Source organism: Enterobacter cloacae complex sp. 2021EL-01169 (assembly GCF_020733125.1).
GTDB classification, from domain to species: Bacteria; Pseudomonadota; Gammaproteobacteria; order Enterobacterales; family Enterobacteriaceae; genus Enterobacter; species Enterobacter roggenkampii.
On the sequence record NZ_JAJFTC010000001.1, the window covers coordinates 430,801 to 447,534 of the forward strand.

Here is a 16,734-nt window from a genome sequence, read left to right on the forward strand (position 1 = left end):
CCTCATGAGTGCGTTAAATAAAAAAAGTTTTCTCACTTACCTGAAAGAAGGCGGTATTTACGTTGTTCTTTTAGTCTTGCTGGCAATCATCATTTTCCAGGACCCTACGTTCTTAAGCCTGCTCAACCTGAGTAACATTCTGACCCAGTCCTCCGTGCGTATTATCATTGCGCTGGGCGTGGCGGGTCTGATCGTGACCCAGGGGACGGATCTTTCTGCCGGTCGCCAGGTAGGTCTGGCGGCGGTTATCGCGGCAACCCTGCTGCAGTCGATGGAAAACGCCAACAAGGTCTTCCCGGAAATGGCCACCATGCCGATTTTCGTGGTGATCCTGATTGTCTGCGCCATTGGTGCGGTGATTGGTCTGATCAACGGTATTATCATCGCCTACCTGAACGTGACGCCATTTATCACCACCCTGGGCACGATGATCATCGTTTACGGTATCAACTCCCTGTACTACGACTTCGTCGGTGCTTCGCCCATCTCGGGCTTTGACAGCGGCTTCTCGACCTTTACGCAAGGGTTTATCGCGCTGGGCAGCTTCCGCCTGTCGTATATCACCTTCTATGCGCTGATTGCGGTCGCCTTTGTCTGGATCCTGTGGAACAAAACGCGCTTTGGCAAAAACATCTTCGCTATCGGCGGTAACCCGGAAGCGGCGAAAGTGTCCGGCGTAAACGTCGCCCTGAACCTGCTTATCATCTATGCCCTGTCCGGCGTGTTCTACGCCTTCGGCGGGATGCTGGAAGCGGGCCGCATCGGCTCTGCAACGAACAACCTTGGCTTCATGTACGAACTGGATGCGATCGCAGCCTGCGTGGTGGGCGGCGTCTCCTTCAGCGGCGGTGTGGGTACCGTACTCGGCGTGGTGACGGGTGTGATCATCTTCACCGTCATCAACTACGGGTTGACCTACATAGGCGTGAACCCGTACTGGCAGTACATCATCAAGGGCGCCATCATTATCTTCGCGGTTGCGCTGGATTCACTGAAGTACGCCCGTAAGAAGTAATCGTCCCTCGCAATACCCGGCCCGCTCACCGAGCGGGCTTTTTTTATGCCCTATGCCAGATGGGACTCCTCCTGCGTCACAATCCGCTCAAACCAGTCGAGTTCAGAAAGCTTGCAGGCGACCCACTGTTCGGAAAAGGCGTCGCCCAGGCTGTCGGTGAGATACTGACAGCGGGCAAAGGCCTCAATCGCCTCCTGCTGGAACAGCGGCAGTTCGGGTTGGTCGTGCTGCGGCTCAGGGAGATCCCCCTCGTCGATATGTTCCAGCCCGTACAGCATGCCTGTCAGGATAGTGGCCGCCACCAGATACGGATTCGCATCGGCCCCGGCCAGCCGGTACTCGATACGACGGTTGCTCTCATCCGAGCAGGGAATACGCAAGGCGGCGGAGCGTGTGTTATAGCCCCAGGAGTTAAAGACAGGTTCCGTCAGGTTTTTACGCAGGCGACGAAACGCGTTGACCCCCGGCGCAAGAATGGCGACGGAGGCGGGCATCAGCGCCAGCTGGCCTGCGATGCACAAGCGCATCATGCTGCTCAGCGCGTTCACCGGCGAGGCAAAAACGTTTTCGCCACGGCTATCGTTCAGGCTGAAATGGATGTGCAAACCGCTGCCGGAGAGCTGGCTGAACGGCTTAGTCATAAAGTTGGCCTGAAGACCGTGCTTTTCAGCGACATAGCGGGTCAGGCGGCGCAGGGCCAGCACGTTATCACAGACCTCTACGACGCGCTGGCTGTGCTTCAGGTTTAATTCGTACTGTCCGGACTCGGCTTCCGCTACCACCCCTGACAGCGGGATGCGCTGCAGGTGCGCCAGCTGTTCCAGCTCGTCAAACAGCGCCGCGTGCGCCGACGAGGTATCCATATGAAAACAGCCCTGATTTTGCGGATCGCGATCGCCCTGTCCCGTCAGATAGAACTCGATTTCCGGGGCAATCACCGGGAAGAGGCCGTGCTGGTGGAAGCGGGCCACGACGTTCTGCAGTATCGCGCGCGGCTCAAGCGGGCAGGGATTACCGTCGCTGTCTTTCATCGTCAGCAGGATCTGCGCCGTGTGCTCTGGATCCTGCGGACAGGGACGCAAAGAGCCGGCGACAGGGACGCACAGCCGGTCGGGTTCATCATAAAGCGGGGCGGCGATGTTTCCCTTCTGGTCCATGGAGTAGACGGAAAGCGGAAAATAACAGCCTTTTTCCAGGCTCAGCATGCTCTCTACCGAGAGGCGCTTGCCGCGCATCGTGCCGTTGATATCGTTCAGGTAAACGTCAACATGTTTCGTCTGCGGGTAACGTTCCAGATAATCGGCCACTTCCACGGCAACGTTGTGCTGCAGGGCGTCAATTTTTTCATCCAGCCAGAGGCCAGAATTAAGTGCGCCAGGGAGTGATAAGCCGGGAAAGTTAAAATATGGGCGGAGACTTTTGAGGAAAAACGCATTCATTATCGAGTTCATAGTAATTCTTCAATGAAGCCGTAGCGGCAGTGAACTCAGCTTAAAAGAGCCGACGTAAAGGGGAGATAAAAAGCGTCAGGCCCGGCGTAAATAAAGTATAAAGGCGGTCCCGTTATTTCTCTTTTTTCTGCATATCCAGCAGCTGCTCGGGCGTGACGGCAGGATAACCCTGCGCGTCTTCCGGCACTTCGTGCATCGCCGGAATCGGCACCAGCGGGCCTAAAAAGCGCGGTTCGCGCTTAAAGATATACAGATCGGCCAGGGCACCAAAGCGGGCGCCGAACTCGCGGACGCGCACGCTCAGCATATCTTTTGGTGACGGCACCGCGTAGCACTGCGCCTGAATGCCCATGTGCAGGGCGATAAACAGCGCGCGCTCGCAGTGGAAGCGCTGGGTGATGATGATGAAGTCGTTGGTGTCGAAGACCTTGCGCGTGCGGACGATGGAGTCCAGGGTGCGGAAGCCCGCATAGTCGAGCACGATATCGGCAGGATCCACGCCCGCGGCAATCAGGTCCTTACGCATCGTCACCGGTTCGTTATAGCTTTGCAGGGCGTTATCGCCGCTCAGCAGCAGGTAGTTCACCTTGCCGCTGTTGTAGGCGTTCAGCGCGCCCTGAATGCGGTAACGGTAATACTGGTTGATGACGCCGGTGCGGTAATACTTGGCGGTGCCGAGCACCACGCCAACCTGACGATAGGGCAGGTCCTGCAGGTCGTCAAAGATGTAGGGGGCGGTTTTCCAGCTCATCCACCGGTCGAGGCCGAGCACGATCAACAGCAGTATGCCGACCAGGACAGACAGGCTGTAAAAAACGCGCTTTAACATGCAGATGGCTCGTACCGAAGGTGAAATTTAACTCAGGCTACTTTACCCGCCTGGTTAGCGCAAGAAACAGCGACTCAACTGAGGGGTTTTTCAACAAACTGGCGGGCATTTCTGCCCGCCGGAAGGATTACGCCAGCAGTACGCGGTCAATTGTCGTACAGCCTAACGCTTTGAGCGTTGCGGCGGTGGCATCCCACTGGATCAGCGGCGCATCGGCAATCTCGGCCAGAATGGCGCGCTGAATGTCCGGATAGTCATAGCCGTTCAGGCTCAGCAGGTTAAGTGCGCCCTGCAGCGGCGGCAGCGTTGGGTTAAACGCGGCGTTTTCCGCATAGCTGCCGGTGAAGATTCGGCCATCGCGGCACTGCAGCGCCACGCCGCTTGGGGATTTGCTGTACGGCGTGTGGCTCTTGTTGGCGGCGGTAATCGCCGCCTGGCTCAGGTCATCGCCGGACAGGGCGAAACCGTGGTTCTGCTCGTCCATCAGCAGGGTTTTGATCTCCAGATCTTTCGGGCCAAACGCATCAGGCAGGTAATCCGCCAGCGTGTGCGGCGCGCGACCCGGCAGGTTGATGCGCAGCTGCAGCCCGCTGTTCAGCTCGTTCATAAACTGACGGCAGTGGCCGCAGGGGGTGTAGTTCACGGTAATGGCGCTCAGCGCTTTTTCACCGCGCAGCCAGGCGTGGCTGATTGCGCTCTGCTCGGCGTGAACGGTTTGCTGCATGGTTGCGCCCAGGAACTCCATGTTGCCGCCGAAGTACCAGGTGCCGCTGACGCCGCGCGCAATGGCCCCGACGTTGAAGTGGGAGAGATCGGCCCGCGCGCAGGCGGCAGCCAGAGGAAGCAGTGCGAAAGCCAGCGCGTCTTCGTCCAGTCCCGTTGCCTGTTTCAGCATCGTGACCTGCTCCGCGGTCAGCAGGGCGGGGAAGTGCGCATCTGCCAGAACGGGAGCAAGGGCTGACTGCAAATTCTCTGCAAGCTGGGCGAAAGCAGCTTGAAAACGTGGGTGCATGGCGTTTGCCTCATAAAGGTTAATGGATCGGTAGTTTACGGAGCCGTCAGGGCTTTATATGTAATCCACTTCTCATTATGTATGCAACTTATGAAATCAAAATGAAATTTGCGCGACGCATCGCATATTTTAGCCCATCACTGCCAGAATCAGCGGGAAAATGAACGGGGCCAGCAGGGAGGTAATAATCCCGCAGATCACCAGCGCCAGGGAGCTAAACGCCCCTTCCTGATAATCCAGCTCCGCGCAGCGGGCAGTGCCCAGCGCGTGCGAGGCGGTGCCCATCGAGAGCCCCCGTGCCGCCTTAGTATGAATACGCATCGCGTTCAGCAGGGTGTGGCCAAACACCGCGCCGAGAATACCGACGAAAATGACGCACATCGCGCTGATGGCCGGAATGCCGCCGAGGCTGCCCCCAACCGCCATCGCGATAGGCGTGGTCACCGATTTAGGCAGGATTGACGCCGCAATCTGTGGGGAAGCACCCATCAGCAGCGCCACCGACGTGCCGGTGATCATTGCCACCAGGCTGCCCACAAAACAGATGGTAATGATGGATTTCCAGCGGGCGCGGATCTGGTGCAGCTGCTCATATAAAGGAAACGCCAGCGCCACGACGGCGGGCTGCAGCAGGTCGTTTAAGATTTTGCTGCCGGCAAAGTAGCGTTCGTAAGGGATGCCGGTGAGCAGCAGGAACGGAATAATCACCACCATCGCCACCAGCAGGGGGTTCAGCAAGGGCATTTTGAAACGCGCGGCAAGCTTACGTGCGGCGAAAAAGACTGCAAGGGTGAGCGGCAGGGACCACCAGATATTGTCCATCATTTTTTTGTTTTCTCCCCAATCACGTTACGTTCGCCATGCACCAGATGTGAACTCCAGCTCACCACCAGGAAAACCACCAGCGTACTCACCGCGCAGGAAACAACAATCGGGCCGAACTGGGCTTTGAGCAAATCAAAATACTGCATGACCCCGACGCCGATAGGCACGAAAAGCAGCGCCATATAGCGAATGAGGACGAAGCAGCCGGGGTTGACCCACTTTGCAGGCAGGATTTGCAGCGCCAGCAGCACGAAGAGGATCAGCATGCCGATAATGCTGCCGGGAATGGTGATGGGCAGCAGCGACGCGATGAAAATCCCGGCATACAGGCAGGCGTAAATCAGGACGAATGCGCGCAGATATTGCCAGATAATGTTCAATGATTTGCTCATGGTGATAGTCCTTGCTGAAACGCATTCATCATACAATTAAACCTAAAAATGTGCCACGGATCACATCATGAATTTTGAGCATACCAGACATTCCGGAATGGAACGTCCGGTATCACCTTACTGGTGCAGGCTACAGTTTAGAGGAAAGGGAGTGCGGTGGCGAAGTAACGCGCCAGAGAAGGCATCAGCGTCAGGCGGTCAGTTTATCGAGAAAAGAAAACAGCACCTGGTTCATTTCGCGATAATCATGCGAGCGGAGTTTTTCCGCCGTTTCGACAAAACGGAATTCACCCGCACGGAGGAGGTCATTCTGCGAATGCTCAATCAGCAACTCTACCACCTCCGGCGTCAGCTCCATATGGCACTGGAAACCGTAAACCCGTTCGCTGTATTGCACGATCTGGCGGGGACAGCCCTCGCTGTAAGCCAAAACCTTAGCCTGCGGCGTCAACCCAGGCATGTCGTTATGCCAGTGACCGACGTTCAGCACGCTGCCAAAGCCCTCAAACAGCGGGTTCGCCTTGCCTGCATCTGTGAGCCTGACGGGAAATTTGCCGATCTCTTTTTCCGGGCTGTGGCAAAACGCTGCGCCCAGCGCTTCGCCGATAAGCTGTGAGCCCAGACAAACGCCAATCACCGTTTTACCTGCCTCTATCGCGCGGCTGATGAGTGCCTTTTCCGCCTGCGCATCAAACCAGGGGCATTCCTCACGCGTGGTGGCGGGTGACTGCGGGCCTCCCATGATGATAAGCAGGTCTGTGCCCCCCAGTTCCTCAGGTAACGGATCGCCCTGATACACTCTGGTGTAGCTCAAACTGCAGCCGCGACTTTTCCCCCAGATTTCATAGGCGCCTGGCGCCTCGAAATGTTCATGAATAATAAAATGGATGTGCATTGCGTCTCTCTCTGGTTACGTGTACAAGCAGCATCATAAGAGGAAGGGAGGAATGTGAAATGCCAACCGTTATCGATAAAACGCCAATTCACGACGATGCTATCGGATGGTCAAGAGGGGCAATTCGCTATACGCGCGGCGAAGTCGATCCGCCTCACCAGCATTCGCAGGGACAACTTTTGTTTGCCATCAAAGGAGTCATGCTGGTCGAAACCGGCAGCCAACGCTGGGTCATACCGCCGCAGCGCGCGCTGTGGATCCCTCCCTTTCAGGAGCATACCTACAGCGTGTTATCCGCAACGGAGCTTCGCGCGGTCTGGTTTAGCCCTACGCTGATTTCGCAATGCGAACCTTTTAAGCGGAAAGACGAGGTTCACGTGATTATGGCCACAGCGTTGTTCAAAGAGCTGATTGCCGGGCTGTTCAGCGCGGAATACCGGCCGGCAAGCCAGCGCAGCATGGCCGTTTTGCTGCTCGACATCCTCAGCGAGACGCAGCAGATTTCAGCCGAACTGCCGATGCCCGTGGATGAGCGCTTACATCGCGTGGCCTGTGACCTCATTGCCAACAATCTCTGGGCTCTCTCTCTGGAAAGGCTGGCGGAACGGGCCGCGATGTCTGAACGCACATTTTCACGTGCGTTTATCAACGATACCGGCTTTAGCTTCCGGGCCTGGCGACAGCGCGCAAGGATTTGTGCCTCGCTGGATCTCCTCGCCAACGGATACCCGGTTAAGCAGGTGGCCTGGATGCTGGGGTTTTCCGGCCCGGCGGCATTTGCGGCGGCGTTTCGCGCCATTGTTGGGGCAACGCCGGGTGACTTTCTGCCTGAACAGAAGCGCTTCCCAGCGATATAGAGAGCGGCTACTATAGCGCGTCTTTTTTCACAGGTACTGCTATGCGTGTTTTACTGGCCCCAATGGAAGGCGTGCTCGACTCCCTCGTGCGCGAGCTTCTGACCGAGGTGAACGACTACGATCTCTGCGTGACGGAGTTTTTGCGCGTGGTGGATATGCTGTTGCCGGTAAAATCCTTCTTCCGGCTTTGCCCCGAGCTGCACAACCAGAGCCGAACCTCTTCCGGCACGCTGGTGCGGATTCAGCTGCTCGGCCAGTACCCGGAATGGCTGGCGGAAAACGCCGCCCGCGCGGTTGAGCTGGGCTCTTACGGGGTGGATCTCAACTGCGGCTGTCCGTCTAAGCTGGTGAACGGCAGCGGCGGCGGGGCGACGTTGCTGAAAGATCCTGAACTGATTTACCGCGGCGCGAAAGCCATGCGCGAGGCCGTGCCCGCGCATTTGCCGGTGACGGTAAAGGTGCGGCTGGGATGGGACAGCGATGCCCGACAGTTCGAGATCGCCGATGCGGTGCAGCAGGCCGGGGCCACCGAGCTGGTGGTGCATGGCCGCACTAAAGAAGATGGCTACAAAGCCGATCGCATAAACTGGCAGGCGATCGGTGAGATCCGCAAACGCCTCTCCATTCCGGTGATCGCCAACGGCGAAATATGGGATTACGAGAGCGCGCAGGCCTGTCTGCAGGCCACCGGCTGCGATGCGGTAATGATCGGCCGCGGCGCGCTGAATGTGCCCAACCTCAGCCGGGTGGTGAAATATAACGAACCGCGTATGCCCTGGGCAGATGTCGTCACGCTGCTGCAAAAATACAGCCGTCTGGAAAAGCAGGGCGACACCGGTTTGTATCACGTCGCGCGTATTAAGCAGTGGCTGAGTTATTTACGCAAAGAGTACGAGGAAGCGCTGGAATTATTTCAGGAGATTCGTACTTTACAGACGTCGGCTGATATTGCGCGGGTGATTCAGTCCAAATAATAAGCGTTAAATTGCTCACACTTTTTTAAAACAGAAAACAGTTCAGGTTTTCAACGTGGCGCGACGGTGTTAAGGTGCCACTGTTTTCAACGCAGGATTGTGACTGGTTAACAGGCAAAACCTAAGCGTTCCACAGCATTTTCGCTGTGGGGCGCTTAGGTTTTTTTTTGCCTGTCATTTACGCAGGAGAGATATTTGGCTTAGCGCTTTTTAATGATTTTTAAAAAAAGAAATAGCGACAGGAAATAGAAAAATTTCCTGCGGCCGGTTACGCACTCAATACTCAATCACAGGTTGTTATCATGGCATATAAAAATAAACTCTATGCGTTCGCCTTATTGGCGATATCCCCGCTGTCGATGGCGCAAGACTGGAACGGTACGGTATTAGGGTTGGAAGCTCCGCCGGAGCCTGTGCTGGGCGAAATGCTCGGCATACGTAAAATCCTTAACGATAACGGTTTTACCTATAACCTCGGATACCTGAATGAAATTGGCTGGAACGGCGGTGGCGGATATAACCACGACTCCCACGTGGCCTATATTGACCAGTTCGCGCTGACCTTCAACCAGGATCTGGAGCGCTGGACCGGTATCCCGGACGCGCGTATCGAGGGGAACATCGTCAACCGCAACCACAATGACGATCTCACCACCAAACGCGTGCAGGACCCGCGCGTCAACTTCAACGATCTGACCCAGGAGAGCTGGGGCGGGCAGTCGATTACCCGTCTGGGCTGGCTGACCTTTGCCCGCAGCTTTGACGACCGGCGTCTGACCTGGCGCATCGGGATGATGAACAAGGTGCAGACCTTCGATCAAATTATCCCCTGTGATTTTCAGCTGCTGTCCCAGTGCGGCGGAAAGTCAGCCAACTCGCTCACCTGGAACAACTGGAACGTCCACACCTGGGGAACCACGCTTGCGTATAAACTCACGCCGACGCTAACCCTGAAGGGCGGCGTGATGGAGCAAAATCCGCAGGCCGCCAGCCGCAGCCATGCCTGGAGCTGGTCGACGAAGGGCAGCGAAGGGGTCTTACTGCCGGTTGAAATCGAAGCGCGTCCGCTGATTAACGGCCTGCCGGGCGCGTACAACCTGGGCGTGGTGTTTACCAACGCGCCGCAAACCGATCTCTATCGCGGCAAATCCGGCGGGGCGGGCGCGACGGACCCGGACGGATTCGATACCCACAGCCGGACCTGGTTCATGTACGCCGGGCTGAACCAGCAGCTTACGCAGCATCAGGTTTACGCCGCCTCGCTGCGCTACCGCGGGCTGTTTGATGCGCGACCGGAAGACTGGATTGGCTTTGGCTTAACCTGGATTGATATGAGCAGCCAGTACGCGCGCAACCAGCGTTACCTGAACAGCCTGAGCGGCGTAAGCGACTACAACAATCCGGCCTGGCACCCGGTGCCGGGCCATTCCCTGAACGGCGAGTTTTACTACCGCTTTCGTCCGGTGTCATGGCTTGAACTGCAGCCGGGCATTCAGTACTGGCACCATCCCGGCGGGGTCAGCCGCACCCAGGATGCCTGGGTCACCGAGCTGAAAACGGTGGTGACCTTCTGATATCACGGTAGCAAGTTCGATCCGCGTCACGTTTCTGACGCGTGACGCATTGAGGCTACGAATGAAACTGATAGAGTGCCAGAACTGGATTGTTACTGCTTAGGCAGGCAAAACCTGATTTTCTGGCATCTGCCGGAGGTCAGGTTTTTTTGTTTCTGGGGTTCAGATGAAAATCGCCAAGATACTCAATAATAACGTGGTGGTTGTTCAGGATGAGCGCGGGCGCGAACAGGTGGTGATGGGCCGTGGGCTGGCCTTTCAGAAGCGCGTCGGAGAAGCGCTGGATACCGCGCGGGTTGAAAAGGTGTTTGCGTTACAAAGCGATGAACTGGTGCGTCGGCTCGGCGAGCTGCTGAGTCAGATTCCGCTGGAGGTGATGACCACCTGCGACCGCATCATCGGGCTGGCGGCGCAGCGGCTGGGCAAGCTGCAGGAGAGCTTGTATATCACCCTCACCGATCACTGCTACTTTGCGATTGAGCGGCAGAAGAACGGGTTGGCCATCAAAAACGTGCTGCTGTGGGATATTAAACGGCTGTATCCGAAGGAGTTCGAATTAGGGCAGGAGGCGCGGGCCATTATCGCCAGACGCCTTAACGTCGAACTGGAGGAGGATGAGGCCGGTTTTATCGCGCTGCATCTGGTCACCGCGCAGCTGAACAGCGAAATGCCGGAGGTGATGCACGTGACGCGGGTGATGCAGGAGATCCTGCAACTGGTGAAGTATCAGCTGCAGCTTGAGTATGACGAAGAGTCGCTCAGCTACCAGCGTTTCGTCACCCACCTGAAGTTTTTTGCCCAGCGGATGCTCACCCGCACCGTGGTGGAAGATGACGATGTCTCGCTGCATACCGCAGTCAAAGACAACTACGCGAAGGCGTGGAAATGCGCCGAGAAAATTGCGCAGCACCTGAACAAAAGCTATCAGCGTGAGCTGACAACCGAAGAAATTATGTTCCTCGCCATTCATATCGAGCGGGTGAGAAAAGAGGGGCGTTAAGCCTCAAAACAGGATTGTTACTGCATCACGCAGGCAAAACCTGAGCGCGGCCTTCGTCAGAAGGTCGTTCTCGGGTTTTTTTATTTTTGTACTCAGTCAACAGGTGCCTGCGGGCATCGGATGTAAGGAAATCGAGATGGAATACCAGGCGTTAGCGAAGGATATTCTCGGCCACGTTGGCGGAAAAGAGAACATCGTCAGTCTTGTGCACTGCGCGACCCGGCTTCGCTTCAAACTGAAAGAGAATCAACGGGCGGATGCGGAAGGGCTCAAGAAAAACCCGGGCGTGATCATGGTGGTCGAAAGCGGCGGCCAGTTTCAGGTGGTGATTGGCAACCACGTTCACGACGTCTGGCAGGCAGTGCGCAATGAAGCAGGCCTGACCGACGATGCCCCTGTCGTGGAAGAGAAGGGCGAAAAGGGGAACCTGCTGGGCCGCCTGATTGATATCGTCTCCGGGATCTTTACCCCGTTTATCGGCATTCTGGCCGCGTCCGGTATTTTGAAGGGGCTGCTGGCGCTGGCCGTGGTCTGCGGCTGGCTCACGACCGAGAGCGGCACGTATAAAATCTGGTTTGCCGCCAGCGATGCGCTGTTTTTCTTCTTCCCGCTGGTGCTGGGCTATACCGCCGGGAAAAAGTTCGGCGGCAACCCGTTTATTACCATGGCGATCGGCGGGGCGCTCACCCATCCGGTGATGATTGCGGCATTTAACGCCAGCCAGCAGCCGGGGGCGGTATCGGAAGCCTTTTTGGGCATCCCCGTCACGTGGTTCAACTACAGCTCGTCGGTGATCCCGATTATTCTCGCCGCGTGGGTCAGCTGCTGGCTGGAAAAACAGAGCACCAGGCTGCTGCCTTCCTCGATGAAAAACTTCTTCGCGCCGCTGATCTGTCTGGCCGTGACCGTGCCGCTGACTTTCCTCGTTATCGGGCCGCTGGCGACCTGGCTGAGCCAGATGCTGGCGAACGGCTATCAGACTATTTACGTTCTGGCACCGTGGCTGGCGGGCGCGGCGATGGGCGCGCTGTGGCAGGTCTGCGTTATTTTTGGCCTGCACTGGGGGCTGGTGCCGCTGATGATCAACAACCTGGCGGTGCTGGGGCATGACTCCATGCTGCCGATGCTTTTGCCTGCGGTGTTTGGCCAGGTGGGGGCGGCGCTGGGCATTTTCCTGCGTACCCGTGATGCGCGTCAGAAAATGCTGGCCGGTTCATCCGTGACGGCAGGTATTTTTGGTATCACCGAACCCGCAGTGTATGGCGTAAACCTGCCGCTGCGCCGTCCGTTTATCTTTGGCTGCGTGGCTGGCGCTATCGGCGGGGCGATTGTCGGCTTCAGCGACACCCACGTTTACTCCTTCGGCTTCGCCAATATCTTTACCATCGCCCAGATGATTCCGCCGGGCGGCGTGGACGCCACGCTGTGGGGAGGCATTATCGGCACGGTGGTGGCGCTGGTGCTGAGCTGCGGCCTGACGCTGCTCGCCGGTATGCCAGGAAACACCGCGCCAGAGAATGTGGTCTCCGCGGGCGAAAACGATGTGCTATCGCCGATGACCGGTACCGTTCTTGCTCTCGACCAGGTGCCGGATACCACGTTTGCCAGCGGCCTGCTGGGCAGCGGCGCCGCGATTATTCCCTCCGATAACAAAGTGGTTGCCCCGTTTGCCGGTGTGGTGGCTTCGCTGTTCCAGACCAAACACGCCATCGGCCTGCTCAGTAACAGCGGGATTGAAGTGTTGATCCACGTGGGTATCGACACTGTGAAGCTCGACGGCAGGCCGTTTACCGTCCATGTGAAGGTCGGTGACAAGGTGCAGCCCGGCGATCTGCTGCTGGAGTTTGACCGACAGGCGATTATCGATGCCGGATACGACCTGGCGACCCCGATTATTATCAGTAACAGCGACGAGTATCGCGAGGTGGCGACCGTGGCGGCAACGTCCGTCAATGCCGGTGCGCCGTTACTCAGCGTCAGTCATCAATAACAGGAGAACGTGATGAAAACTTTCCCGGACGATTTTTTATGGGGCGGCGCGGTTGCCGCGAATCAGGTAGAGGGTGCGTATCTGGAGGAGGGGAAAGGGCTGTCCACCTCTGACGTTCAGCCGCAGGGTGTCTTCGGCCCGGTAGTTGAGCGCGTCCCTGGGGACAGCGGCATCAAGGATGTCGCCATCGACTTCTATCATCGCTACCCGGAAGACATCAAGCTGTTCGCCGAGATGGGCTTTAGCTGCCTGCGCGTCTCCATTGCCTGGACCCGCATTTTTCCGAACGGTGACGAGCAGCAGCCGAACGAGGCGGGGCTGGCGTTTTACGACCGGTTGTTTGACGAGCTGGCCGCGCACAACATCACGCCGCTGGTGACGCTGTCGCACTATGAAATGCCGTGGGGGCTGGTGAAGCAGTACGGCGGGTGGGGCAGCCGTCAGACTATCGGCTTCTTTGAGCGCTATGCCCGTACCGTGTTTGCGCGCTACAAAGAGAAGGTCAAGCTGTGGCTGACTTTCAACGAGATCAATATGTCTCTGCACGCGCCGATGACCGGCGTCGGTCTGCCGGAAACCAGCAGCAAAGGGGAGGTGTACCAGGCGATCCACCACCAGCTGGTGGCCAGCGCGCTGGCGGTGAAGGCCTGCCATGAGATTATCCCGGATGCCAGAATCGGCAACATGCTGCTGGGCGGCCTGATGTATCCGCTGACCTGCAAGCCGGAAGATGTTCTGGAGACGCTGCAGGAAAACCGCGCGTGGCAATTCTTTGGCGACGTGCAGTGCCGTGGCGCCTACCCGGGGTATATGCAGCGCTTCTTCCGCGACAACGGCATTCAGCTAGAGGTCACGGACGCCGACCGCGAGGCGCTGAAATCTACCGTCGATTTTATCTCCTTCAGCTACTACATGACGGGCTGCGTCACCGCGGATGAAGCCCTCAACCAGCAGGCGCGCGGCAATATCCTGAGCATGGTGCCAAACCCGCATCTGGCCAGTTCCGAATGGGGCTGGCAGATTGACCCCATCGGCCTGCGTACCCTGCTAAACGTACTCTGGGATCGCTATCAGAAGCCGCTGTTTATCGTGGAAAATGGCCTCGGGGCGAAGGATAAACCGGACGCAGACGGCACAGTGCAGGACGACTACCGCATCAGCTATCTCAACGATCACCTGGTGCAGGTGCGGGAAGCCATTGAAGACGGCGTTGAGGTGATGGGCTACACCAGCTGGGGGCCCATCGACCTGGTGAGCGCATCAAAAGCTGAACTCTCTAAGCGCTACGGCTTTATTTACGTCGATCGCGATGACAGCGGGAAAGGCACGCTGGCGCGCAGCCGTAAGAAAAGTTTCTACTGGTATAAAGAGGTTATTGCGACAAAAGGCGCTTCGCTGAAAGTTTAATAAAGCGATCAACCTGACAGGGGATGTTCACCCTGTCGGGTTGATTATTTTTTATTTGCATAATTCAATTTAAATAATAATTTTGGTGAATATTTTTCCGTATATTTAAATCTATGACAATTTACGCATTGCCACGCATTACTAAAAAAATAAAGAGAATCAAGCGTAATTTGCGCCTTTATTTTTTGAGTTTATGGCGTCATGAAACGTTCTCTTATTTTATCTCTGTGTGCTCCCTTCGTTTTTATTCTGGCTGCCTGTGCGCCTGAACATGCCACGGTATCTCCCATTAAAACGCAAACCACGGCGGCGTCGGTGAATACGGTTCTGAATCATAAGGACTGGCCGAAAAATGAGTGGTGGAAAGCATATAACGATCCGGAACTTAACGGGCTTATTGCGAAAGCATTAAGCGATGCGCCGGATATGCAGATTGCCCGTCAGCGCATTACGCTTGCGGAAGCCCAGGCCAAAGCGGCTATGGCTGCCGACGGTCCGCAGATCGATTTTTCAGCGGATGCCGAACGTCAGAAAATGTCCGCCGAGGGGCTGATGGGGCCCTTTGCCATTACCGACCCGGCGGCAGGGACAACCGGGCCGTGGTACACCAACGGCACCTTTGGCCTGACGGCAGGCTGGGATCTCGATCTGTGGGGAAAAAATCGCGCGCAGGTCGAAGCCCGGATTGGCAAAGTGAATGCGCAAAAAGCGGAGCTGGAGCAGACCCGTCAGCTGCTGGCCAGCAGCGTGGCGCGGCTCTACTGGGAGTGGCAAACGCAGGCCGCCGTGGGGGAGGTCCTCGCGCAGATTAAACATGAGCAGGACAATATTATCGGTGCCGATCGCGAGCTGTATCAACACGGGATCACCTCCTCCGTGGAGGGCGTTGAAACGGATATCAACGCCAGCAAAACCGAAGAGCAGCTGGCCGAAGTCAACGGGAAAATGAAAGCCATTGAGGCGCGCCTGGTCGCGCTGACGAACGCCTCCTCCGTGAAGCTGACGCGGCACGCCTTGCCAACGGTGGAAGCCTCGCTACCGTCGACGCTCGGCTATGAACTGCTGGCACGCCGTCCGGATCTGCAGGAGGCGCACTGGTATATCGAAGCCTCCATGAGCGAAGTGGAGGCCGCCCGAGCGGCGTTTTATCCTGACGTGAACCTGATGGCGTTCTTACAGCAGGATGCTCTCCATCTGAGCGATCTGTTCCGTTCGTCCGCGCAGCAGATGGGCGTGACCGCCGGGCTGACGCTGCCGATTTTCGACAGCGGCAGGCTTAACGCCGGGCTGGATATCGCTCAGGCGCAGAACAACCTTTCGGTAGCCAACTACAACAAAGCGGTGGTAGAGGCCGTCAATCAGGTGGCACACACGGCCAGTGAAGTCGAAACGCTGATGGCGAAAAACAGCCACCAGCAGCAGGTTGAAAAAGATGCGGCACGGGTTGTAGCGCTGGCGCAGGCGCGTTTCAGCGCGGGGATCGTTGCGGGCTCCCGGGTCAGTGAAGCCAGAATACCGGCCCTCAAAGAGCACCTCGAAGGACTGCTGCTGAAGGGGCAGTATGTGGACGCCACGCTGCAGCTGACCTCCGCGCTGGGCGGTGGCTATCATCATGACTAAAAAAGGTCATTAACTATACTTACCTCTTTGCAGTTTTTCAGGAGGTGAGTATGACCAGAGTAGCGATTGTGACCGCATCGGATTCCGGGATCGGTAAAACCACGGCCCTGATGCTGGCTGAGCGCGGGTTTGATATTGGCGTCACCTGGCACTCGGATGAGAAAGGGGCGCTGGAAACCTGCCGTGAAGTCGAAGCGCAGGGGCAGCGCGCGGAGGCTGTCCATCTTGATTTAAGCACCCTGCCGGAAGGCGCTGAGGCAATAGAGACGCTGATTGCGCGCTTTGGCCGGCTGGACGTGCTGGTCAATAATGCAGGGGCGATGACCAAAGCGCCGTTCCTCGAGATGCCGTTTGACGACTGGCGGAATATTTTCACCGTCGACGTGGACGGTGCGTTTCTCTGTTCACAGATAGCCGCAAGGCAGATGGTGAAGCAGGGGGAAGGGGGGCGGATTGTGAACATCACCTCGGTGCATGAACACACGCCTCTGCCGCAAGCGAGTGCCTACACGGCGGCAAAACACGCGCTCGGCGGCTTAACCAAATCCATGGCGATGGAGCTGGTGAAGCACAACATTCTGGTGAACGCCGTCGCGCCGGGTGCGATTGCCACGCCGATGAACGACATGGACGACAGCGAAGTGAAGGAAGGCTCCATGCCGGAAATCCCGCTGGCAAGGCCGGGCCACACGAAAGAGATTGCCAGCCTGGTGGCGTGGCTGTGCGACAGCGACGCCAGCTACGCAACGGGGCAATCGTTTATCGTCGACGGGGGCTTTATGCTGGCGAACCCGCAGTTTAAGCCGGAGGGATAGATTCCCCTCTCCCTGTGAGAGAGGGTATTTTTAGTTCCCTCTCCCTGTGGGAGAGGGTTAGGGTGAGGGCATCAGGCC

The 16,734-nt window shown here is 57.2% G+C and carries 14 protein-coding genes and 1 pseudogene; 9 read left to right on the forward strand and 6 right to left on the reverse strand.

The window, feature by feature from the left end; all coding sequences use genetic code 11:
* The first annotated feature begins 4 nt into the window (after positions 1–4).
* Positions 5–1,015: a galactose/methyl galactoside ABC transporter permease MglC gene (gene mglC, locus LLF79_RS01960; protein ID WP_008500921.1), complete on the forward strand. Its 1,011-nt coding sequence runs from the start codon at positions 5–7 to the stop codon at positions 1,013–1,015.
* Positions 1,016–1,065: 50 nt separating this feature from the next.
* Here mglC and LLF79_RS01965 read toward each other — a convergent pair whose 3' ends face one another.
* From LLF79_RS01965 to LLF79_RS01990, 6 genes are all read right to left on the reverse strand, one after another.
* Positions 1,066–2,454 carry a glutamine synthetase family protein gene (locus tag LLF79_RS01965; RefSeq protein WP_227879033.1) on the reverse strand — a complete coding sequence of 463 codons (1,389 nt, stop codon included), beginning with the start codon at positions 2,452–2,454 and terminating at the stop codon, positions 1,066–1,068.
* Positions 2,455–2,578: 124 nt separating this feature from the next.
* Positions 2,579–3,295, reverse strand: coding sequence for an outer membrane permeability protein SanA (gene sanA / locus LLF79_RS01970; RefSeq protein WP_008500918.1), 717 nt, complete (start codon positions 3,293–3,295; stop codon positions 2,579–2,581).
* Between the two features lie 127 nt (positions 3,296–3,422).
* Positions 3,423–4,307 (reverse strand): cytidine deaminase, encoded by an 885-nt coding sequence (cdd, locus tag LLF79_RS01975; protein WP_023616716.1) that lies wholly within the window; start codon positions 4,305–4,307, stop codon positions 3,423–3,425.
* Positions 4,308–4,436: 129 nt separating this feature from the next.
* Positions 4,437–5,132, reverse strand: coding sequence for a CidB/LrgB family autolysis modulator (locus tag LLF79_RS01980; protein ID WP_008500916.1), 696 nt, complete (start codon positions 5,130–5,132; stop codon positions 4,437–4,439).
* The gene (locus LLF79_RS01985; protein WP_014884558.1) at positions 5,129–5,524 is read right to left on the reverse strand and encodes a CidA/LrgA family protein; all 396 of its coding nucleotides are present in this window, start codon (positions 5,522–5,524) and stop codon (positions 5,129–5,131) included. Before LLF79_RS01985 ends, LLF79_RS01980 begins: the two co-directional genes overlap by 4 nt.
* A gap of 190 nt (positions 5,525–5,714) precedes the next feature.
* Entirely contained in the window at positions 5,715–6,419 is a 705-nt protein-coding gene (locus tag LLF79_RS01990; RefSeq protein ID WP_227879034.1) for a type 1 glutamine amidotransferase, read from the reverse strand.
* 59 nt (positions 6,420–6,478) lie between these two features.
* On the opposite strand from LLF79_RS01990, the gene LLF79_RS01995 reads away from it, so the two are divergent.
* The 8 genes and pseudogenes from LLF79_RS01995 (at position 6,479) to LLF79_RS02030 (ending at position 16,656) form a co-directional block, all read left to right on the forward strand.
* Positions 6,479–7,276, forward strand: coding sequence for a helix-turn-helix domain-containing protein (locus tag LLF79_RS01995; RefSeq protein ID WP_227879035.1), 798 nt, complete (start codon positions 6,479–6,481; stop codon positions 7,274–7,276).
* Positions 7,277–7,317: 41 nt separating this feature from the next.
* Complete coding sequence (gene dusC, locus LLF79_RS02000) at positions 7,318–8,250, forward strand: tRNA dihydrouridine(16) synthase DusC (RefSeq protein WP_008500912.1); 933 nt, start codon at positions 7,318–7,320, stop codon at positions 8,248–8,250.
* Positions 8,251–8,552: 302 nt separating this feature from the next.
* The gene (locus LLF79_RS02005; protein ID WP_227879036.1) at positions 8,553–9,824 is read left to right on the forward strand and encodes a carbohydrate porin; all 1,272 of its coding nucleotides are present in this window, start codon (positions 8,553–8,555) and stop codon (positions 9,822–9,824) included.
* A 166-nt stretch (positions 9,825–9,990) separates the two neighbouring features.
* Positions 9,991–10,824 (forward strand): BglG family transcription antiterminator LicT, encoded by an 834-nt coding sequence (gene licT, locus LLF79_RS02010; RefSeq protein WP_023293816.1) that lies wholly within the window; start codon positions 9,991–9,993, stop codon positions 10,822–10,824.
* A 24-nt stretch (positions 10,825–10,848) separates the two neighbouring features.
* Positions 10,849–12,814 (forward strand): annotated as a pseudogene (gene bglF, locus LLF79_RS02015) (PTS beta-glucoside transporter subunit IIABC).
* Between the two features lie 12 nt (positions 12,815–12,826).
* Complete coding sequence (locus tag LLF79_RS02020) at positions 12,827–14,221, forward strand: glycoside hydrolase family 1 protein (protein WP_032652739.1); 1,395 nt, start codon at positions 12,827–12,829, stop codon at positions 14,219–14,221.
* 201 nt (positions 14,222–14,422) lie between these two features.
* The gene (gene mdtQ, locus LLF79_RS02025) at positions 14,423–15,841 is read left to right on the forward strand and encodes a multidrug resistance outer membrane protein MdtQ (RefSeq protein WP_227879037.1); all 1,419 of its coding nucleotides are present in this window, start codon (positions 14,423–14,425) and stop codon (positions 15,839–15,841) included.
* Positions 15,842–15,891: 50 nt separating this feature from the next.
* A complete protein-coding gene (locus tag LLF79_RS02030; protein WP_084833344.1) occupies positions 15,892–16,656 on the forward strand; it encodes an SDR family oxidoreductase in 765 nt (254 codons plus the stop codon).
* The last annotated feature ends 78 nt before the right edge of the window (positions 16,657–16,734 follow it).

Coding starts and splice junctions, on each gene's coding strand:
- LLF79_RS01990 (WP_227879034.1), bottom strand. CDS start 6,419: ATGCACATCCATTTTATTATTCATGAACATTTCGAGGCGCCAGGCGCC.
- mdtQ (WP_227879037.1), top strand. CDS start 14,423: ATGAAACGTTCTCTTATTTTATCTCTGTGTGCTCCCTTCGTTTTTATT.
- LLF79_RS01980 (WP_008500916.1), bottom strand. CDS start 5,132: ATGATGGACAATATCTGGTGGTCCCTGCCGCTCACCCTTGCAGTCTTT.
- mglC (WP_008500921.1), top strand. CDS start 5: ATGAGTGCGTTAAATAAAAAAAGTTTTCTCACTTACCTGAAAGAAGGC.
- licT (WP_023293816.1), top strand. CDS start 9,991: ATGAAAATCGCCAAGATACTCAATAATAACGTGGTGGTTGTTCAGGAT.
- LLF79_RS01965 (WP_227879033.1), bottom strand. CDS start 2,454: ATGAATGCGTTTTTCCTCAAAAGTCTCCGCCCATATTTTAACTTTCCC.
- sanA (WP_008500918.1), bottom strand. CDS start 3,295: ATGTTAAAGCGCGTTTTTTACAGCCTGTCTGTCCTGGTCGGCATACTG.
- LLF79_RS02005 (WP_227879036.1), top strand. CDS start 8,553: ATGGCATATAAAAATAAACTCTATGCGTTCGCCTTATTGGCGATATCC.
- LLF79_RS01985 (WP_014884558.1), bottom strand. CDS start 5,524: ATGAGCAAATCATTGAACATTATCTGGCAATATCTGCGCGCATTCGTC.
- LLF79_RS02030 (WP_084833344.1), top strand. CDS start 15,892: ATGACCAGAGTAGCGATTGTGACCGCATCGGATTCCGGGATCGGTAAA.
- dusC (WP_008500912.1), top strand. CDS start 7,318: ATGCGTGTTTTACTGGCCCCAATGGAAGGCGTGCTCGACTCCCTCGTG.
- cdd (WP_023616716.1), bottom strand. CDS start 4,307: ATGCACCCACGTTTTCAAGCTGCTTTCGCCCAGCTTGCAGAGAATTTG.
- LLF79_RS01995 (WP_227879035.1), top strand. CDS start 6,479: ATGCCAACCGTTATCGATAAAACGCCAATTCACGACGATGCTATCGGA.
- LLF79_RS02020 (WP_032652739.1), top strand. CDS start 12,827: ATGAAAACTTTCCCGGACGATTTTTTATGGGGCGGCGCGGTTGCCGCG.